This window comes from Pseudomonas sp. S2_H01 (assembly GCF_054668305.1).
Genome location: NZ_CP162756.1, coordinates 2,886,242 through 2,905,721 on the forward strand (window position 1 = coordinate 2,886,242; position 19,480 = coordinate 2,905,721).

17 protein-coding genes are annotated in these 19,480 nt (G+C 61.2%); 7 read left to right on the top strand and 10 right to left on the bottom strand.

Annotation, left to right across the window (positions count from 1 at the left end; all coding sequences use genetic code 11):
• Positions 1-205: 205 nt before the first annotated feature.
• Positions 206-652, top strand: coding sequence for a response regulator (locus AB4N84_RS12845; RefSeq protein ID WP_460046616.1), 447 nt, complete (start codon positions 206-208; stop codon positions 650-652).
• Between the two features lie 253 nt (positions 653-905).
• Here AB4N84_RS12845 and AB4N84_RS12850 read toward each other — a convergent pair whose 3' ends face one another.
• Positions 906-3,083 carry a malate synthase G gene (locus tag AB4N84_RS12850; protein ID WP_460046617.1) on the bottom strand — a complete coding sequence of 726 codons (2,178 nt, stop codon included), beginning with the start codon at positions 3,081-3,083 and terminating at the stop codon, positions 906-908.
• Positions 3,084-3,566: 483 nt separating this feature from the next.
• Between AB4N84_RS12850 and AB4N84_RS12855 the strand changes: the two genes are divergently transcribed.
• Positions 3,567-4,085, top strand: a complete 519-nt coding sequence (locus tag AB4N84_RS12855) for a glycine cleavage system transcriptional repressor (RefSeq protein ID WP_074752270.1) — start codon at positions 3,567-3,569, stop codon at positions 4,083-4,085.
• Positions 4,086-4,197: 112 nt separating this feature from the next.
• Here the strand turns inward: AB4N84_RS12855 and rarD are convergent, their stop codons facing one another.
• The 5 genes from rarD to AB4N84_RS12880 form a co-directional block, all read right to left on the bottom strand.
• A complete protein-coding gene (gene rarD / locus AB4N84_RS12860; RefSeq protein ID WP_460046619.1) occupies positions 4,198-5,091 on the bottom strand; it encodes an EamA family transporter RarD in 894 nt (297 codons plus the stop codon).
• A gap of 140 nt (positions 5,092-5,231) precedes the next feature.
• Complete coding sequence (locus AB4N84_RS12865) at positions 5,232-6,206, bottom strand: serine/threonine protein kinase (RefSeq protein WP_074752268.1); 975 nt, start codon at positions 6,204-6,206, stop codon at positions 5,232-5,234.
• A 258-nt stretch (positions 6,207-6,464) separates the two neighbouring features.
• Positions 6,465-8,393: a PhoX family protein gene (locus AB4N84_RS12870; protein ID WP_460046621.1), complete on the bottom strand. Its 1,929-nt coding sequence runs from the start codon at positions 8,391-8,393 to the stop codon at positions 6,465-6,467.
• 104 nt (positions 8,394-8,497) lie between these two features.
• Positions 8,498-9,262 carry a TOBE domain-containing protein gene (locus AB4N84_RS12875; protein ID WP_460046623.1) on the bottom strand — a complete coding sequence of 255 codons (765 nt, stop codon included), beginning with the start codon at positions 9,260-9,262 and terminating at the stop codon, positions 8,498-8,500.
• A gap of 82 nt (positions 9,263-9,344) precedes the next feature.
• The gene (locus tag AB4N84_RS12880) at positions 9,345-10,079 is read right to left on the bottom strand and encodes a double zinc ribbon domain-containing protein (RefSeq protein WP_460046624.1); all 735 of its coding nucleotides are present in this window, start codon (positions 10,077-10,079) and stop codon (positions 9,345-9,347) included.
• Positions 10,080-10,187: 108 nt separating this feature from the next.
• Here AB4N84_RS12880 and bioB point away from each other — a divergent pair, with 108 nt between their 5' ends.
• From bioB to bioD, 5 genes are all read left to right on the top strand, one after another.
• Positions 10,188-11,243 (top strand): biotin synthase BioB, encoded by a 1,056-nt coding sequence (bioB, locus tag AB4N84_RS12885; protein WP_460046626.1) that lies wholly within the window; start codon positions 10,188-10,190, stop codon positions 11,241-11,243.
• A 138-nt stretch (positions 11,244-11,381) separates the two neighbouring features.
• A complete protein-coding gene (gene bioF / locus AB4N84_RS12890) occupies positions 11,382-12,572 on the top strand; it encodes an 8-amino-7-oxononanoate synthase (RefSeq protein WP_460046628.1) in 1,191 nt (396 codons plus the stop codon).
• Positions 12,565-13,296, top strand: a complete 732-nt coding sequence (locus AB4N84_RS12895) for an alpha/beta fold hydrolase (protein ID WP_460046630.1) — start codon at positions 12,565-12,567, stop codon at positions 13,294-13,296. Before bioF ends, AB4N84_RS12895 begins: the two co-directional genes overlap by 8 nt.
• Positions 13,289-14,137 (top strand): malonyl-ACP O-methyltransferase BioC, encoded by an 849-nt coding sequence (gene bioC / locus AB4N84_RS12900; protein WP_460046632.1) that lies wholly within the window; start codon positions 13,289-13,291, stop codon positions 14,135-14,137. Before AB4N84_RS12895 ends, bioC begins: the two co-directional genes overlap by 8 nt.
• 88 nt (positions 14,138-14,225) lie before the next feature.
• Positions 14,226-14,906 (top strand): dethiobiotin synthase, encoded by a 681-nt coding sequence (gene bioD / locus AB4N84_RS12905; protein WP_074752523.1) that lies wholly within the window; start codon positions 14,226-14,228, stop codon positions 14,904-14,906.
• Positions 14,907-15,040: 134 nt separating this feature from the next.
• Here the strand turns inward: bioD and AB4N84_RS12910 are convergent, their stop codons facing one another.
• The 4 genes from AB4N84_RS12910 to AB4N84_RS12925 are packed head-to-tail and all read right to left on the bottom strand — an operon-like array spanning position 15,041 to position 19,437.
• Positions 15,041-16,513 carry an aldehyde dehydrogenase family protein gene (locus AB4N84_RS12910; protein ID WP_460046633.1) on the bottom strand — a complete coding sequence of 491 codons (1,473 nt, stop codon included), beginning with the start codon at positions 16,511-16,513 and terminating at the stop codon, positions 15,041-15,043.
• Positions 16,506-17,324 carry an ABC transporter permease gene (locus AB4N84_RS12915; RefSeq protein ID WP_074752260.1) on the bottom strand — a complete coding sequence of 273 codons (819 nt, stop codon included), beginning with the start codon at positions 17,322-17,324 and terminating at the stop codon, positions 16,506-16,508. Before AB4N84_RS12915 ends, AB4N84_RS12910 begins: the two co-directional genes overlap by 8 nt.
• A 1-nt stretch (position 17,325) precedes the next feature.
• Positions 17,326-18,255, bottom strand: a complete 930-nt coding sequence (locus AB4N84_RS12920) for an ABC transporter permease (RefSeq protein WP_460046635.1) — start codon at positions 18,253-18,255, stop codon at positions 17,326-17,328.
• Positions 18,256-18,285: 30 nt separating this feature from the next.
• A complete protein-coding gene (locus AB4N84_RS12925) occupies positions 18,286-19,437 on the bottom strand; it encodes an ABC transporter substrate-binding protein (protein ID WP_460046637.1) in 1,152 nt (383 codons plus the stop codon).
• Between the last annotated feature and the right edge of the window lie 43 nt (positions 19,438-19,480).

The window sequence follows — 19,480 nt, forward strand, 5'->3', positions numbered from 1 at the left end:
GTCGACCGCTTATCAGGCAGTGCCCATTGGACGTAAGTCTTAGGCGATTGAAAAGGCGTTGGAGGCCATCGGTCCCTGGTGTAAAACCATGCCGATGTGCACCGCGTAGAGGCCGTTGCGGCCTGGCAGGAAGCCGACAAAGCGTGCAGCGTATTCGGTCTGTTTGCGCTGTCAGAATGGGAGTCGACAGGAAGATGAGACGGGTATGTTCGATCACGATATTTTGAGTGATGAAGAGCGCGAAGCCCTCCATGAGGTGATGCTCGCGCCTCCATCGCAATCGCCACAACGGGTGTTGATCGTCGATGACGACAAGGATGCCAGGGAAATTCTTTCCGAGATCCTCAGCCTCAACGACATCAGCTGCATTACGGCGGCGGGCGGCACCAGTGCCATGCATCTGCTGCAGACGCGACCGTCCATTGCGCTGCTGATCACCGATCTGCGCATGGCGCCGTGCGACGGGCTGGATTTGATCCGCCAGGTCCGTGATTCGGATCGGGCAGCGCTGCCGATCATCATCGTCTCGGGCGACGCCCACGTGCGTGATGCCATTGATGCGATGCACCTGAGCGTGGTGGATTTTCTGCTCAAGCCGATCAACACCAAGCAGCTGTTGCGGTTGGTGAAGCGGGAGTTGGGGATGGCGTAGGGCCCCGCAGTCCGCTGTAGGAGCGCGCTTGCCCGCGATGCATCGGTACATTCGGCAAAAATGTGTCGGATGTACCGGCTTTTCGCGGGCAAGCGCGCTCCTACAGGCGTCATCATTGCCGTAGCCGTTTGGCTTGCCGACGATGATGTGCGAAAAATTGCCACAGCGGGCAGAACCGTTGGGGATGGATCCCACAGGAATAAAAAAGGCGGTGTGTCTTGCGACCCACCGCCTTTTTGTTTAACGAGGCTTGTTAAAGCCCGTTCTTCGCCTTGAACGCCCGACGACGGCGATGCAGCACCGGCTCGGTGTAGCCGTTCGGCTGTTTAGTGCCCTCGATAACCAGTTCGACCGCCGCCTGAAAGGCGATGTTGCTGTCGAAGTCCGGCGCCAGGGGGCGATACAGCGCGTCGTTGGCGTTTTGGCGATCCACCACCGGCGCCATGCGCTTGAGGCTTTCCATCACTTGCTGCTCGTTGACCACGCCATGACGCAACCAGTTGGCGATGTGCTGGCTGGAAATACGCAGCGTTGCGCGGTCTTCCATGAGGCCGACGTCATTGATGTCCGGCACTTTAGAGCAACCGACGCCCTGATCGATCCAGCGCACCACGTAACCGAGGATGCCCTGCGAGTTGTTGTCCAGTTCGTTCTGGATTTCCTCAGGCGTCCAGTCGGTGTTCGGCGCGAGCGGAATGGTCAGGATGTCATCGACCGAGGCCGGTGCGCGTTGAGCCAGTTCGGCCTGGCGGGCGAACACGTCAACCTTGTGGTAATGCAGCGCGTGCAGTGCAGCCGCCGTCGGCGATGGGACCCAGGCGGTGTTGGCGCCGGCCAGCGGGTGAGCGATCTTCTGTTCAAGCATCGCGGCCATCAGGTCCGGCATCGCCCACATGCCTTTACCGATTTGCGCACGGCCTTGCAGGCCACACTTCAAACCGATGTCGACGTTCGAGTTTTCATAGGCACCGATCCACTTCTCGCCCTTCATCTGCGCTTTGCGCACGACCGGGCCGGCTTCCATGGAGGTGTGGATTTCGTCGCCGGTGCGATCCAGGAAGCCGGTGTTGATGAACACCACGCGCTCGCTGGCGGCTTTGATACAGGCTTTAAGGTTCACCGTGGTGCGGCGCTCCTCGTCCATGATCCCGACTTTCAGCGTGTTGCGCGGCAGGCTCAGGACGTCTTCGATGCGGCCGAACAGCTCGCTGGTGAACGCGACCTCTTCCGGGCCGTGCATTTTCGGTTTGACGATGTACACCGAGCCTGTGCGGCTGTTGGCGCGCGACGTATTGCCTTTGAGGTTATGGATCGCCGCCAGGCTGGTCAGCAGGCCGTCGAGGATGCCTTCCGGCACTTCGTTGCCCTGATTGTCGAGGATGGCATCGATGGTCATCAGGTGACCGACGTTACGCACGAACAACAGCGAGCGGCCGTGCAGCGTCACCGCTTCGCCTTTGGGCGAGGTGTAAACGCGGTCGGCGTTCATGGTGCGGGTGAAGCTCGCGCCGCCTTTGGAGACCTCTTCGGACAGATCGCCCTTCATCAGGCCCAGCCAGTTGCGGTAGACCACGACCTTGTCATCGGCGTCGACAGCCGCGATCGAATCTTCGCAGTCCATGATGGTGGTCAACGCCGCTTCCATCAGCACGTCTTTGACGCCCGCCGCGTCGGTCTGGCCAACCGGGCTGGTAGCGTCGATCTGGATTTCGAAGTGCAGGCCGTTGTGCTTGAGCAGGATCGAGGTGGGCGCCGAGGCGTCGCCCTGGAAGCCGATCAGCTGTGCGTCGTCACGCAGCCCGGTGTTGCTGCCGCCCTTGAGGCCGACGATCAATACACCGTCGACCAGTTTGTAACTGGTGGAGTCGACGTGAGAGCCGGCGGCCAGTGGCGCGGCTTCGTCCAGGAAAGCGCGCGCGAACGCGATGACTTTGTCGCCGCGGACCTTGTTGTAGCCTTTGCCTTTTTCGGCGCCGCCTTCTTCGCTGATCGCGTCAGTGCCATACAGCGCGTCGTACAGCGAGCCCCAGCGGGCGTTCGAAGCGTTGAGGGCAAAACGGGCGTTCATGACCGGCACCACGAGTTGCGGACCGGCCATGCGGGCGATTTCTTCGTCGACGTTTTGCGTCGAGGCCTGGAAGTCCGCCGCTTCTGGCAGCAGATAACCGATTTCCTGCAGGAAAGCTTTGTAGGCGGCAGCGTCGCGCGCCTTGCCGGCATTGGACTGGTGCCAGGCATCGATGCGCGCCTGGAAGTCGTCACGTTTGGCGAGTAGGGCTTTGTTCTTCGGCGCCAGCTCGTGGATCAGCTTGTCGGCGCCGGCCCAGAACGCGGCGGCTTCGATACCGGTTCCAGGAAGGGCTTCGTTGTTCACGAAATCCAGAAGGACTTTGGCGACCTGAAGGCCACCGACTTGAACGTGTTCAGTCATTGCTTGCCTCACTCTGCTCAGCTATCTGCGCTTCAATCTCGAGCGCTCTCTTGTTAAAGCCATCGACATCAACCGCTCGCCCTTGCCAGATCATGCCATTGCTGGCGGCTGGGCCGGGGCCGTGAGGACCTGAAAGAAAGGCGTTGTGCGCTTTGCGGAACAGGTTTCAACGAGCGGCGATGCGGGGTCAGGCATTGTTCCAACGTTTATGTAGTGAACTCGGCGGAATACTACATGATGCGTCGCGGTGTGAAAATCAGACTAAATATGTCACCGAGCGACTGGATTTTCACGTTTGGTCACGTCGGGGTTACGGATGTTCTCAAAAAACCTGTGAATTGTTCCAGAGAATTATGGAAATGGTACACAGATTGTTTCTCACGGAAGCAGTCGGGCGCGCAACGAGCCCTTGCCTATACTTGCCCGACAGCCGCGCAGGCCGCACACACCGGCTTGTGGACACGTAAAGAAGAGGAATCGACCGTGGATCATCTTATCGTCACCGTATTTGCCCCCGACAAACCGGGGCAGGTCGAACAGATCGCATCGTGCATTGCAAATCACGGTGGTAATTGGCTGGAAAGCCGTATGACGCACATGGCCGGACAGTTTGCCGGGATCCTGCGCATCGGCGTGCCTGCCGAGGCGCACGCCCAATTGCGCGACGCGCTGGAAGGGTTATCCGCTTACGGTATCCGCGTGCAGTTCGCCGACATCGGCATGGAACCGTCCAGCACCTGGAAGCCGATCAACATGGAGCTGGTGGGTAACGATCGACCCGGCATTGTGCGTGACGTCACGCGCTTGCTGACCGAGCAGGGGGTGAATGTCGAGCAACTGGTGACCAATGTCGAACCGGCACCCATGAGCAGCGAGCCGTTGTTCCGTGCCAACGCGTTGCTGGGCCTGCCGCAGACCTTGTCGCTGGATGTCCTGCAGAAACGCCTGGAGACGCTGGCAGACGATTTGATGGTGGAGCTGAAGCTGAAGGCGGACGAGTGATGTGATGCCAGGCGCATCCAGGCGGTGTGAGCGAATTGACTCGCTCACACCGCCTGGATGGCCCGTGAGGGTTGCAGGCAACTATCTATTGATTGATCAGCTTATTGATTGATCAACGTTGCGCGCGACGTTTCATCGCCAGCCAGCCGTCGACGGTGTAGATGATCAGACCCGCCCAGATGAACAGGAACGTCACCAGCGTCGCCGAAGGCATGTGTTCGCCGAACATCAAAACGGCCAGCGACAGCACCAGCGTCGGAGCGATGTACTGCAAAAAGCCCAGGGTTGCGTAGGGCAAATGCCGGGCGGCGGCGTTGAAGCACACCAGCGGGACGAGCGTTACCGGCCCGGCCATGGCCAGCCAGATCGCTTCGGACGTGGTCCAGAAGGCGGGCTGTGCGCTGTGGGCCATTGGGTTGAACAGCAACCAGCCTACCGCCAGCGGCACCAGAATCCAGGTTTCCACCACCAATCCCGGCAATGCCGCGACCGGTGCTTGCTTGCGAATCAAGCCGTAGAAACCGAAGCTGAACGCCAGCGCGAGCGAGATCCACGGCAGGCTGCCGACCTGCCAGACCTGCTGCGCCACGCCGACCAATGCCAGCAGCACCGCCACCCACTGCAGAGGACGCAGCCTTTCGCGCAGCAACACCAACCCCAACATGACGTTGATCAGCGGGTTGATGAAGTAACCCAGGCTCGCCTCGACCATATGGTTGTTGTTCACCGCCCAGACGTAAATCAGCCAGTTGACGGCGATCAGCGTCCCGCTGCCCGCCAGAATCGCCAGGCGCCTGGGGTTGTCTCGCAGCTCACGCCACCAGCCAGGGTGCTTCCACACCAGCAGCAACAAAGAGCCGGAGATCGCCGACCAGATCGCGCGGTTGACGATGATTTCGAGCGCGGGCACTGACGCCAGCAGCTTGAAGTAGATCGGAAACAGTCCCCAGATGATGTAGGCAGTCAGGCCCAGAATGTACCCGCGACGCGGGTTGGCAGCTTGCATGGGTGGTCCTTCGGCAAGTTTTTCTTATGTGGTCGGTGGAAACCTGTAGGAGTGAGCGTGCTCGCGATAACGATTGATTGATCGCATCCATTTGTCCGCTGCTTCCAATCGCGATCACGCTCACGCCTACAACGGCCAGGTCAAAACAGCTTCAGCGGCTCCTCGTTCAAGGCGGCCAGTTGCTCACGCAAGGCCAATACCTGATCGCCCCAATAGCGCTCGGTGCCGAACCAGGAAAAGCTGTGCGGGAACGCCGGGTCATCCCAGCGACGCGCCAGCCAAGCGCTGTAGTGCAACAGGCGCAGGGCGCGCAAGGGTTCGATCAGCGCAAGTTCTCGCGGATCGAAATCGTGGAATTCGTTGTAGCCGTCCATCAACTCCGACAACTGACTCAGGCAGTCCTGGCGATCCCCGGCCAGCATCATCCAGATGTCCTGCACCGCCGGGCCCATGCGGCAGTCGTCGAGGTCGACAATGTGGAAGATCTCATCGCGGGTCATCATGTTGCCGGGGTGGCAGTCACCGTGCATCCGGATGTTCTGATGAGGCGTGGCGGCGTAAACATCTTCAACGCGCTTGAGCAGGTCTTTGGCCACCGACGAGTAGGCCGGGAGCAGGCTGCGGGGAATCACGTCGTTGTCCAGCAGGTAGTTCAGCGAGTCGTGGCCGAAGTTTTTGACGCCCAGGGCTTCTCGGTGCTCGAAAGGGCGAGTGGCGCCGACGGCGTGAATGCGCCCCAGCAACTGGCCCAAACGATAAAGCTGATCCAGATTGCCCGGCTCCGGCGCTCGGCCGCCGCGACGTGGGAACAGCGTGAAACGAAAGCCTGCGTGTTCGAACAGGGTCTGACCGTTGTGAACCAGGGGCGCTACCACCGGAATTTCGACGTCGGCCAATTCGGCGGTGAAGCTGTGTTCTTCGAGAATGGCTTCGTTGGTCCAGCGGTTGGGTCGGTAGAACTTGGCGATCAGCGGCTGGCTTTCATCGATGCCGACCTGATAGACGCGGTTTTCGTAGCTGTTGAGCGCGAGGATGCGGGCATCGCTGACGAAACCGATGCTTTCGACGGCATCGAGCACCAGGTCAGGTGTGAGTGTTGCAAACGGGTGGGCCATGCTTACTCCTGCGCGCGGCAGGCTGCCGCGTCGGGCCCGTCATGGTAACTCAGGCGTGGGGCAGCGGACACACCGCGTTACCCCAGACGGCTTTTACGCCGGACGAGGATGTGGGCACGACGCTGATCCACTGTGGGAGCGAATTCATTCGCGATGCGGGCGTCGAGTCGACGCATGTTTATCGCCTGACGCATTTTTCGCGAATACATTCGCTCCCACAGTGGGTTATCCACACGCCATCAGATCGGCTAGTTCAGATCACGCGCCAATTACCCCGCCATCCTCCCGCGTGATTACCATCACCGACGACCTTGGCTTTCCATTGGGCAGGTGCTCGGGGAAGGTCGAACCGCCGTTTTCGCCGGGATGCTGAATGCCGACGAACAGCGCCTTCTGGTCTGGCGCAAAGCTGATACCGGTGACTTCGCAACCCACCGGCCCGACCATGAACCGGCGAATCTCGCCGCTTTGCGGGTCGGCGCACAGCATCTGGTTGTTGCCCATGCCTGCGAAATCGCCTGCGTTGGTTGAGTCGCCATCCGTCAGAATCCACAACCGCCCGGCCTTGTCGAAGCCCAGACCGTCGGGGCTGTTGAACATGTTTTGCGGGGTGATGTTGCTCGAGCCGCCTTGCGGCGTTCCAGCATGCACACCGGGATTACCGGCCACCACGAACAGATCCCAGGCGAACGCCATGGACGCAGCATCGGACCCCGTTTCCTGCCAGCGCAGGATCTGCCCGTACTGATTTTTCGCCCGCGGGTTGGGGCCGCCGACCGGCTGGCCTTCCTCGCCACGTTTGACGTTATTGGTCAGCGTGCAGTAGACCTGACCGTCCTTGGGACTGACCACGATCCACTCCGGCCGGTCCATGCGCGTGGCCTTGACGACGCTGGCGGCCAGACGCGCATGAATCAACACTTCGGCCTGATTGGCAAAGCCGCTCGAGGCGTCGATGCCGTTCTTGCCGTGGGTCAGTTCGATCCACTTGCCTTGGCCCTTGGGGTGGTCGGCGTTGCTGTCGCCGTTGTCGAACTGCGCCACGTACAGCGTGCCGTGATCGAGCAGGTCGCGATTGGCTTTCGGGTTCTTGTGATTGACCTTGTCGCGGCTGATGAATTTGTAGATGAACTCGCCGCGCTCGTCGTCGCCCATGTAGACCACCACGCGGCCGTCCTTTGTTTCGGTCAGGGCGGCGTTTTCATGCTTGAAGCGGCCCAGCGCCGTGCGTTTGACTGGCGTGGAGGTCGGATCGAACGGGTCAATTTCAACCACCCAGCCGTGACGGTTGAACTCGTTAGGGTTCTTCGCCAGGTCGAAGCGCGGATCGTGCGGGTGCCAGTTCACTTCCTTGCTCGCCGCGACGACCCCATAGCGCTTGGCGGCAGGGTCGAATGTTTGCGCAGGATCACTGCTGCCGAAGCAATCGGTGAAGTTCTCTTCGCAGGTCAGATAAGTCCCCCAAGGCGTTTTGCCGTTGGCGCAGTTCTGAAACGTACCGAGCACGTTCCTGCCGGTCTTGTCGGCGGAGGTTTTGAGCCACTCGTGCCCGGCAGCGGGGCCGCTCAGGTGAATGGGCGTGTTGCCGTGAATGCGCCGGTTGTATTTCGAGCCCTGCACGAACGTCCATTGCCCGCCCTCGCGCTTCACTTCAATCACCGACACACCTTCGCTGGCCTGCGCCTTGTGCACGTCCTCGGCAGACTGCGGCTCTTTGCCGTGATCGAACAGGTAGCGATAGTTGGTGTACTCGTTGTTGATCGCCATCAATGCGCGCTTGGCAGTGTCGGCACTGTCACCGGGGAAAGTGAACAGGCTCATGCCGTCGTTGTTGTCGCCAAACTGCAATTCCTGCGCTTTCGCCGTGCCTTTACCGCTCGCATCGAACGCCGGGCCATTGGCGTGCAATGGCTGGCCCCAGCTGATGAGTACCGACGATCTGTAGCCTGGCGGCAGGCTGATGCTGTCGGCGGTGGCGGAAGGAATGCTGTCGAAGCCGAGCAGGGTGTTATTGCCTGCGCTGACGCTGGCGGCCATCACGCTGCGGCTGAGGAGATTGCCGCCCAGAAACATCGCGGCGCCGCACAAGGCGCCTGCACTGATAAAGCCACGGCGCGTGAGCCCCGTGCTGTTCTTTCGCACCAGTGTTTCGAGGTCGGTGGACTGGTTGTCTTCTAATAGATTCATCACGGGCTTCCTGCGGTTTTGGCAAAACCTTATGCAGCCCGTATGACGCTATTGTGTCTGCCCGATGACGGTACTCACCTCGTAACACTCCATGAAGAGAGGGTTCAAAGCGGTGTGCCGATCAGGACGTAGGAGGGCGCGAACTGCACCTTCACATCGCTACCCGCCTTGAGTTTCAAGGCTTTGAGGTGGTCTTTCTCGGCCAGGGCGCACAAGGTCTGGCTGCTGGGAAGGCCAATTCTGACCTCGCAGGGGCCGTCGTCGGCATCGAGGATTTCCTCGATTTTGCCGGTGAGGCAATTGTGTCCAGTTGTTACTGGCTGCTCAGGCGCCAGCAATTCCAGCCAGCTGGCCTTGATCAGGGCGAACACATCGGTGCCTGCTTCGAGCTCAAGGCGCAACGTGCTGTCGTGGGTGATTTGCGCATCGATCGTCAGACCGCCTGCCAGCGCCAGGCCGATCATGTCGTTGCGCCCCAATGGCGTAATGCTCGCGACCTGACCGTGCAACTGATTACGTGCACTGGTGCGCAGCATCAACCGGCTTAACAGCGCCAGATCGCTGGTCTCTTCCGGGCTTTCCAGTAATTGGGTCTGTAACGCCTGCAGTCGCTGATACAGGCGCAGCACCCTGACGCCTTCTTCCGACAGCTTCGCACCGCCCCCGCCACGGCCGCCCACACTGCGTTCGACCAGTGGCTTTTGCGCCAGATTGTTCAACTCATCGATGGCATCCCACGCCGCTTTGTAACTCAGCCCGGCGCTTTTGGCTGCACGCGTGATCGAGCCTTGCTCGGCAATGTGTTGCAGCAGGGCGATACGGTGCGGGCGGCGCACCATGTGTTGGGTGAGAGAAGTGGGTAGCGACATGATGGGTTGGTTTTTTGGGGACATGAGGGCGGAGTGTAAGCCAAAACCGGATGCGTTCTCCCGGAGCCCACGAATATCGAGCTCAATCCCCAGGCTTCGGCGTCCTCGCCAGGCAATACACATCGACCTGTCTGGCACCGGCCTTGATCATTAACCGTGCGAGGGTATCGGCGGTAGAGCCCGTGGTCAGCACGTCGTCGATCAAGGCGATGTGTTTTCCGACGACATAAACCGGATCGCTCAGTGCAAAGGCTTCACGCAAATTTCGCTTTCTTGCTTTCGCATCCAGGCCCTGTTGGGCGGGTGTTTCCTTCACGCGTCTGACGGTTCTTTCCTCTATTGGAAGTTGCAGCGCGCGGCCCAACCATTGCGCAAGCATTGCCGCCTGGTTGTAACCGCGTTGGCGCATTCTCTTGCTGGCCAGCGGGACGGGGATCAGCACATCCGGCCGTGGATGGCCTTCGTCATAGCGGTATTGCAAGGTTCGGCCGAGCAGTTCGGCGAGCAGCCGCCCCAGCGGCCATTTGCCCTGATGCTTGAAGCGTGTGACCAACGTGTCGATGGGGAAGTCGTAAAGCCACGGCACGACGACTTCGTTGAACGCTGGCGATTGCCGTGTGCACTGCGCGCAGGTCAGCCCGGACATCGGCATGGGCAAGGCGCAGCGCTCGCATTGGTCGATGAGCCAAGGCAGATCACTCTCGCAGGCCATGCAGATAGACGCGTCAGAATCCGTCTGTTCATCGCATAGCAAACAGGTCTGTATGTTTTTTAACCATATGTAAACCTGGTGTCCGTTGTGTGGTTGACAGCGCATGCCTCTTCCTTAAATATGCCGAACATCCGTGTTGTGCTTGTGGACTTTCAGGTTGGCCAGCGTGCTGAACCGCCCGGGTACTCGCCAAAAAACATCAAGGAGCCGCCCATGAGCGCCAGCATCAATGCCACTTTGCGTCACGACTGGAATCTAGCCGAGGTCCGGGCGTTGTTCACACAACCGTTCAATGACCTGCTGTTTCAAGCGCAAACCGTGCATCGCGCTCATTTCGACGCCAACCGCGTTCAGGTTTCCACGCTGCTGTCGATCAAGACAGGCGCCTGCCCTGAAGACTGCAAGTACTGCCCGCAGTCCGGTCACTACAACACCGGTCTGGAAAAAGAGAAGCTGATGCAGGTCCAGCAAGTGCTGGAAGAAGCGGCGCGTGCCAAAGCCATCGGCTCCACGCGTTTCTGCATGGGCGCGGCCTGGAAGCACCCGTCGGCCAAAGACATGCCGTACGTGCTTGAAATGGTCAAAGGCGTCAAGGCAATGGGCCTGGAAACCTGCATGACCCTGGGCAAGCTGGATCAGGATCAAACTAAGGCGCTGGCGGATGCGGGTCTGGATTACTACAACCACAACCTCGACACCTCCCCGGACTTCTACACCAGCATCATCACCACCCGCACCTACAGCGAGCGTCTGCAAACGCTGGCCTATGTGCGCGATGCGGGCATGAAAATCTGCTCCGGCGGCATTCTGGGCATGGGCGAGTCGCTGGATGACCGCGCCAATCTGCTGATTCAACTGGCCAACCTGCCAGAGCACCCTGAGTCGGTGCCGATCAACATGCTGGTGAAAGTGGCGGGAACCCCGCTGGTCAACGCTGAAGATGTGGACCCGTTCGATTTCATTCGCATGCTGGCCGTTGCCCGTATCTTGATGCCGAAATCCCACGTGCGCCTGTCCGCGGGCCGCGAAGCCATGAACGATCAGATGCAGGCACTGGCATTCTTTGCTGGCGCGAACTCGATCTTCTACGGCGACAAACTGCTGACCACGGCCAACCCGCAGGCCGACAAAGACATGCTGCTGTTCTCGCGTCTGGGCATTCAGCCAGAAGCCCGTGAAGAGCACTCGGACGAAGTGCATCAGGCTGCCATCGAGCAGGCGTTGATCGAGCAGAAAAGCAGCGAGATGTTTTACGACGCGGCGGTGTGACAGCACGCGGACCCCTTGTAGGAGCGCGCTTGCCCGCGATGGCGCTGTGTCAGTCGACCAAGATGGCGCAGGCAGATCTTTGTCGCGGGCAAGCGCGCTCCTACAGGCCCTCATTTTTTGCTTAACCACGAGGCCTGCATGTCTTTCGATCTGAGCGCACGTCTCGCTGCCCGTCGTGCCGAACACCTTTATCGCCAGCGCCCGTTGCTGCAAAGCCCGCAGGGTCCTGAAGTCGTGGTCGACGGCCAGCCGCTGCTGGCGTTCTGCAACAACGACTACATGGGGCTGGCCAATCATCCCGATGTCATCGCGGCCTGGAAAGCGGGCGCCGAGCGCTGGGGTGTCGGTGGCGGTGCCTCGCACCTGGTCATCGGCCACAGCACGCCGCATCACGAACTCGAAGAAGCACTGGCTGACCTGACCGGACGTCCTCGTGCCTTGCTGTTTTCCAACGGCTACATGGCGAACCTGGGCGCTGTCACGGCGTTGGTGGGGCAGGGTGACACGGTGCTGGAAGACCGGCTGAATCATGCCTCTTTGCTCGATGCCGGCCTGCTCAGCGGCGCCCGATTCTCCCGTTATCTGCACAACGACCCCGACAGCCTGAACAGTCGGCTTGAAAAAGCCGTGGGCGACACGCTGGTGGTGACTGACGGTGTGTTCAGCATGGACGGCGACATCGCCGACCTGCCCGCGCTGGCCAAGGTCGCCAAGGCGAAAAAAGCCTGGCTGATGGTCGACGATGCCCACGGTTTCGGGCCGTTGGGCGCAAACGGTGCGGGCATCGTCGAGCATTTCGGGATGAGTCTGGAGGACGTGCCTGTGCTGATCGGCACCCTCGGCAAATCCTTCGGTACTGCGGGCGCCTTCGTCGCCGGAAGCGAGGAACTGATCGAAACCCTGATCCAGTTCGCCCGTCCGTATATCTACACCACCAGTCAGCCGCCAGGGCTGGCTTGTGCCACGCTGAAAAGCCTTGAACTGCTGCGCACCGAGCACTGGCGGCGCGAGCATCTCAACGCCTTGATCAAGCAGTTCCGCGACGGTGCCCAGGCGATCGGCCTGGAGCTGATGGACAGCTTCACACCGATTCAGCCCATCGTCATTGGCGACAGCGGCCGGGCGCTGCGTTTGTCGCAGATGCTGCGCGAGCGCGGGTTGATGGTCACGGCGATTCGACCACCAACCGTCCCCGCGGGCAGCGCGCGGTTACGCGTGACGTTGTCTGCAGCTCACAGCGAAGCTCAGGTGCGGCTATTGTTGGAAGCACTGGAGCAGTGCTATCCGCTGCTGGAAACGAGTGACTCGGTGGAGACCTACCATGCGTGATCGGTTGATCCTGCTGCCGGGTTGGGGCTTGGGTGTTTCGCCGCTGGAGCCTTTGGCGGCCGCGTTGCGTGGGCTGGATGAGCACCTTCATGTCGAGATCGAGCCGTTGCCCGACATGGACAACGATCACCTCGACGACTGGCTCGACGAGCTGGATTCGACCTTGCCCGACAATGCCTGGCTGGGCGGGTGGTCGCTCGGCGGCATGCTCGCTGCCGAGCTTGCGGCGCGGCGCGGCGAGCGCTGTTGCGGATTGGCGACGTTCGCCAGCAACGTGTGTTTCGTGGCCGGCAGCCAGTGGCCGAGCGCAATGCCGCAGGCCGACTTCGATGCGTTCATCGCAGGCTGCAGAGCCGACGCCGACGCCACCCTCAAGCGTTTCAGCCTGCTTTGCGTACAAGGCGCTGAAGAGCCGCGTGCGTTGTCCCGGCAGCTCAAGGCGGGCGCGCCTCACGGCATCGGCAATGGCCTGATCGAAGGCCTGAAGCTGCTCGAAAAAATGGACACCCGCGCCGCGCTGCAAGCGTATCGAGGTCCGCAACTGCACCTGTTTGGCGGTCTCGATGCGTTAGTGCCGGCAGAAGCCTCGGCCGACCTGCTCACGCTCTTGCCCGACATCGAAGTCGGCGTGATCGAACAGGCGAGTCACGCGTTCATCCTGGAAAATCCCCACGGCGTGGCCGCAGCGGTCCAGGCGTTCCTACATGAGTCTGGTGATGACTGATCTTTCCCACTGTGCAGTGCTCAAAGCCGTGAAACAGCAACAGGCGACAACCCCGCGCCATTTGCCCGACAAGCGTCAGGTGGCGGCGTCCTTCTCTAAAGCAGCGGCCAGCTACGACAGCGTCGCGGACCTGCAACGCGCCGTCGGCAGCGAGCTGATGTCGCGCCTGCCAGACATCACGCCTGCGCGCTGGCTCGATCTGGGCAGCGGCACCGGGTATTTCAGCCGTGTGCTGGAAAAGAGGTTTCCGGACAGCCAAGGCATCGCGCTGGACATCGCCGAAGGCATGCTGCGCCACGCGCGGCCTCTGGGCGGCGCGCAGCATTACGTCGCAGGGGATGCCGAAAACCTGCCGTTGCGTGATGCCAGCGTCGAGCTGATGTTTTCCAGTCTGGCGGTGCAATGGTGCTCGGATTTCGCAGCCGTGCTGAGCGAGGCAAATCGGGTGTTGCAGCCGGGCGGCGTCTTCGGATTGGCCAGCCTGTGTGTCGGCACGCTGTACGAACTGCGGGACAGCTGGCAGGCGGTGGACGGCATGGTCCACGTCAATCGCTTCCGTGAATTCGACGACTACCAGCGCCTGTGCGCGGCCAGTGGTTTGCAGGTGCGCAGCCTGGACGTGTTGCCGCACGTGCTTCATTACCCGGATGTCCGCAGCCTGACCCATGAGTTGAAAGCGCTGGGTGCGCACAATATCAACCCGGGGCGTCCGGGAGGTTTGACTGGCCGCGCGCGGATTCAGGCGTTGATTGAGGCGTATGAAGCGTTTCGGCAGGAGAAAGGCCTGCCGGCGACCTATCAGGTGGTTTACGCCGTGCTGGAAAAACCGGCTGCCGTTTAAAAAATGACCGGTTTGGCGAGCGCCGTTCGTGCGAGCGCTATAGTGAGTAGGCAATAGTTTGAAAATATCTGAACGGATGGTCGCCAAGATGAGTGCTGCGTATTTCATCGCGGGAACCGACACCGACGTTGGCAAGACCACCATTGCCACGGGGCTGCTGTATGCGGCGCGACAATCCGGATTGAGCACGGCGGCGGGAAAACCCGTCGCGTCTGGCTGCGACGTCAAGCCCAAGGGCCTGCGTAATCCTGATGCCGTGGCGCTGCGCGCCGAGTGTTCGGTCGAGCTGACGTACAACGAGGTCAATCCGGTTGCCTTCGAACCGCCCATCGCTCCGCATCTGGCGGCGCGTGAAGCGGGCGTGGCGCTGACCGTGCAATCCCTGCTCGGGCCCATGCGGCACATTCTTGAGAAAAAGGCCGACTTCACGCTGATTGAGGGGGCCGGTGGCTGGCGTGTGCCGCTGGCGGATCAGGCCAATCTGTCCGACCTTGCGATTGCACTCGACCTGCCGGTCATCCTGGTGGTGGGCGTGCGTCTGGGCTGCATCAGCCACGCGTTGTTATCTGCCGAGGCGATTGCCAACGACGGCCTGCAACTGGCGGGCTGGGTCGCGAACATCATCGATCCCAAGACCTCACGACTCGAAGAGAACCTCGCCACCCTGGCGGAGCGTTTACCGGCGCCATGCCTGGGGCGCGTGCCTCACATGAAGAAAGCCACGCCGGAAATGGTCGCCGAGCATTTGCACCTCGAGTTGCTGGATTAGCGTGCTCCGCGATCATTGATCGTTGATTGATCGTCCCAGGCTCCGCATGGAAATGCAGCGCCTGACGCTCTGCGTCAACCCAGCAGCAGACGCGAAGCGTCCAGGCCACGCAACGTGGGAACGAGCAGGCGAAATTATTTGATGTACCAGCCCCACGGCTGATCGCTGACGTACTCGGTCACCTGCTTGACCTCCAGATAATTGTCCAGCCCCCACTGACCCAGCTCGCGGCCGATCCCGCTGTGTTTCATGCCGCCCCAAGGTGCTTCAACGAAGGTCGGTTGCGAGCAGTTGATCCAGATGATCCCCGCGCGCAGCTGGTTGGCCACCCGTGTCGCGCGTTGTGGGTCGGCACTCATCACGGCGGCGGCGAGTCCGAAGCGGCTGGCGTTGGCCATCTGCACGGCTTGCTGCTCATCCTTGAAGCGCTTGACGCACAACACCGGGCCGAAGATTTCTTCGCGCCAGACGATGCTGTTGTGCGCCGGCTCGTCGAAGATCGCGGGTTCCATGAAATAACCGTGGGACAGGTGTGCCGGACGTTTTCCGCCCGTCAGCAGCTTAGCGCCGCTGGCGACGCCCTGATCGACGAAACCCAACACCTTTTCGTGCTGACCACGACTGACCAGCGGCCCCAGCAACACGCCCGGCTCAAGGCCTTGGCCGAGGGTGATCTTGCGAGTCTCCTCGACCAGACGTTCGATCAGTCGTGCCGCGATGTTGTCCTGCACCAGCAACCGCGACGTCGCGCTGCAGACCTGGCCCTGGTTCCAGAAAATCCCGAACAGAATCCATTCCACAGCCGCCTCGACGTCGGCATCGTCGAACACGATGAACGCCGATTTGCCGCCCAGCTCCAGGCTGATGTTCTTGATGTCACTGGCCGCCGCCGACATGATTTTCGAGCCGGTCGGGACACTGCCGGTGAAGGCCAGCTTGTCGACCCCGGGATGCAGCGTCAGCGGACTGCCTGCATCGGCGCCCAAACCGGTCACGATGTTCAGCACGCCCGCTGGCAGGCCGATTCGATCGGCCGCCCCGGCCAGTTCAAGCGCGGTCAACGGCGTCAGTTCTGAAGGTTTCAATACCACCGTCGCACCGGCCGCCAGCGCGGGTGCCACCTTCCACGCCGCCATCAGCAGCGGGTAGTTCCAGGGAATGATCTGGCCCGCGACGCCGATGGGTTCCAGCCGCGTGCGGCAACGGAAGCGGTCATCGGGCAAGGCCAAAGGCTGATCCTGCCGACCGTCGAGTTCACGTGCCAAGCCTGCGTAATAGCGGAAGCAGGCAATCGCGTCGCCGATGTCCCACTGGGCCTCGGGCAAGGGCTTGCCGTTGTCGTGCACTTCGAGGATTGCCAGCTCGTCCTGCGAACCCTGGAGCTCATCAGCCAAGGCCTCCAGCCATACCGCACGTTGCGCCCCGGTCGTGTGTCCCCAGTCACTGTCGAAGGCCCGGCGTGCCGCGCGCACGGCGTGATCGATGTCTTCTTCCGTGCCTGCCGCAACCCGTTGCAGGACCTGTTCCGTCGCCGGATCGATGACGTCCAGGTAGCCGCCCAAGTCCGGGCTGACCCACTCGCCGTTGATGTACAACTGATCACGCATGTGAGGCTCCTGTGCGGCGGTTTTGCAGGTAACGGGAGGTGAACAGCAGGGCCAGCGAGGCGCAGATGATCACGGTCGAGACGGCGTTGATCTCGGGTGTCACGCCGCGCCGGATGGACGAAAAGATGTAGATCGGCAGCGTGGTTTCAGGGCCTGCGACGAAGAACGCGATGATGAAGTCGTCGAAGCTGAAGGTGAATGCCAGCAGAAAGCCCGCCATGATCGCCGGGGTGATCTGCGGTAGCGTCACGCGCCAGAAGGTTTCCAGCGGCGGCGCGTACAAGTCCGCCGACGCTTCCTGCAGCGCTTTGTCCAGAGAGTCGACGCGGCTGCGCACGATCACCATGACCAAGGCCATGGTGAACAGCGAGTGCGCGGCGACCACGGTGAAGAAACCCATGTTGAGCTTTGGAAAGCTCGGGATCAGTTGGGCGAGCAACGGGTTGATCAGGTCGAACACGCTGATGAAGGCGATCAGCGTCGAGATGCCGATCACGATGCCGGGGATGATGATCGCGCAGTAGGTCAGGGCGTCGAACACCAGGCGAACTTTGGCGCCAGCGCGTTGCAGGCCGAACACGGCCAGCGTGCCAAACAGGGTGGCCAGAACCGCCGAGCAACTGGCGATCAAGGCGCTGTTGCCCAACGCTTCCATGATGAACGGGTTGCTGAACGCGCGACCGAACCACTGCACCGAGCAGCATTCGAAGGCCAGCCCGCTGCGCCCGGCGTTGAAGCTGAACAGCATGATCAAGGCAATCGGCAGGTAGAGAAACAGGTACAGCGAAGTGGAGTAGGTCCGCAGCCACATCTTAGAGCGCTCCTTCGCCAGGCTTGCCGCCGAATCGGGCGACCAGCTTCAGATAGAGGCCGATGATCACCAGCATGATCGCCACCAGTGTCATCGCCAGCGCACTGCCAAACGGCCAGTTGCGCGATTGCAGGAACAGGTCCACCAGCGCGTTGCCGACGAAGAACACCTTGCCACCGCCGAGCACGGCCGGGATCAGGAACTCGCCCATCAACAGAATGAACACCAGCATGACCCCGGTGATGATCCCCGGTGCCGACAACGGCAAGGTAATCCTGCGAAAACTTTCGAAGGCACTGGCGCCTAGATCGGCCGAGGCCTCCAGCAGGCGTTTGTCGAGCTTTTCCAGGCTGACGTAGATCGGAAACACCATCAGCGGCAGGTAGCCATAGACGATGCCGATCAGCACGGCGTATGGCGTGTTGATCAGGCGCACGTCGTCCAGGCCGACGCTCGCCAGCAAGGCCGGGATGCCCTTGCCGCTGAGGATGAAGATCCACGCGTAGGTCCGAATCAGAAAGCTGGTCCAGAACGGCACGATCACCAGCGTCAGCAACAGCGAGCGATTCTTGCCGGCCTTGACCGCGAGAAAATAGGCCAGCGGATAGGCCGCCAGCAGACACACCAGCGTTCCCAGCGGCGCCAGTACCAGCGTGTTGCCGAACGCCGCCGCGCGGGAGCCAAGGTTGAGGTAGTTGGCCAGGGTCAGGCCGCCGGCGTAACCGCCGACGGCGCTGCGTTCGCCAAAACTGAAGACCAGAATGATCACCAGCGGCATCACCAGAAGCAGCAGGAACCACAGGGTCGACGGCAGCAGCATCAGCAGCGTGATGCGTCGCCCCAGGCTGCGCCGCTTGTCTTGCGCGCGCTGACTGTCGGCGTCCGCGCTCGCCTCGGCGTGCCGGGTGGCAGAGTTGATGACGGCATCCATGTGCGGTTCCTTATTGCTCATAGCCAGGGATCATGCGGATTTGAAACGGGCCATCAGTTCGGCGCGCAGTGGACTGGTCAGGGTCGCGGCGGCACCGAACTCCAGTGGGCTCAATTGCTCGGCGGCCGGGTACATGATCGGGTCGTCGAGCATGGCCGTCGGCAGCAACGCATCGACGCGCTTGTCGCCGCTCGGGTAGCCGTGGCTCAGCACTTCCAGCTTGTTGTGTTGTGGATCGAGCAGGTAATTGATGAACGCGTAGGCGGCGTCCTTGTGCTCGGCGCTTTTGGGGATGGCGAAGAAATCGCTCCACAGTTCGCCGCCTTCCTTGCCCAGCGCGTAGACCATCGACGGAATGTCGCGGTGCAGTTGCGAGGCATCGCCCGTCCAGGACATGGCCATGATCGCGTCGCCACTGCGCATCGAGGGCTGGATGTCGGAGTTGATGGCGAACAGGTGCGGCTTGACCTCGATCAGCAGCTTCTCGGCATCGGCCAGTTCTTTGGGGTCCAGCGAGTTGAAGCTGTAGCCGAAGGATTTCAGCGCGTTGCCGATGGCGGTCAATTGATAGTCATGAACCATGGTGCGGCCGTCGGCCTGGTCCTTGGCAATCGCCCAGAATTCTTTCCACGACGTCGGCTTGGCCTTGAGCTTGGCGCTGTCGTAGGCCATGCCGGTGGTGCCCCAGTTCTTCGGCACGGCGTAAACCTTGCCGTCAACCGTACCTTGGGCCATGAATTTTTCCTGGAACGCCGACGGGTCGAAATTGGGAATGCGAGCCAGGTCCAGTGGTTCGATCAGGCCCAGTTTGACGTAGGTGCTGATGGTGTAGTTGGTCGGCACCAACACGTCCCAGCCGCTGCCACCGGCCTGCAGCTTGGCGAGCATTTCTTCGTTGGAGCCGAACACGCTCATCGACACGCGGGCGCCGGTGGCTTTAGCAAAGTTATCGAGGTTTTCCTGGCTGTGGTAATTGGGCCAGGTCGCCAGACCGAGACGATCACCGATGTTCTTCTCGGCGCCCAGCGCGCTGGCGCTGGAACTGCCCGCGAGCAAGCCCGGCATGTTGGTGGCGACCACCGCAGCGGCAATGCCAAGACCCGTGCGCCCCAGAAAGTCACGGCGTGTGATCGAGCCGTTCTGCCAACTGCGCATCGTCTTGATAAAGGTCTTCTGGTCCATGGCATTCTCCCCGTCGGATAATTGATTCAATCGTTAGCGTGAC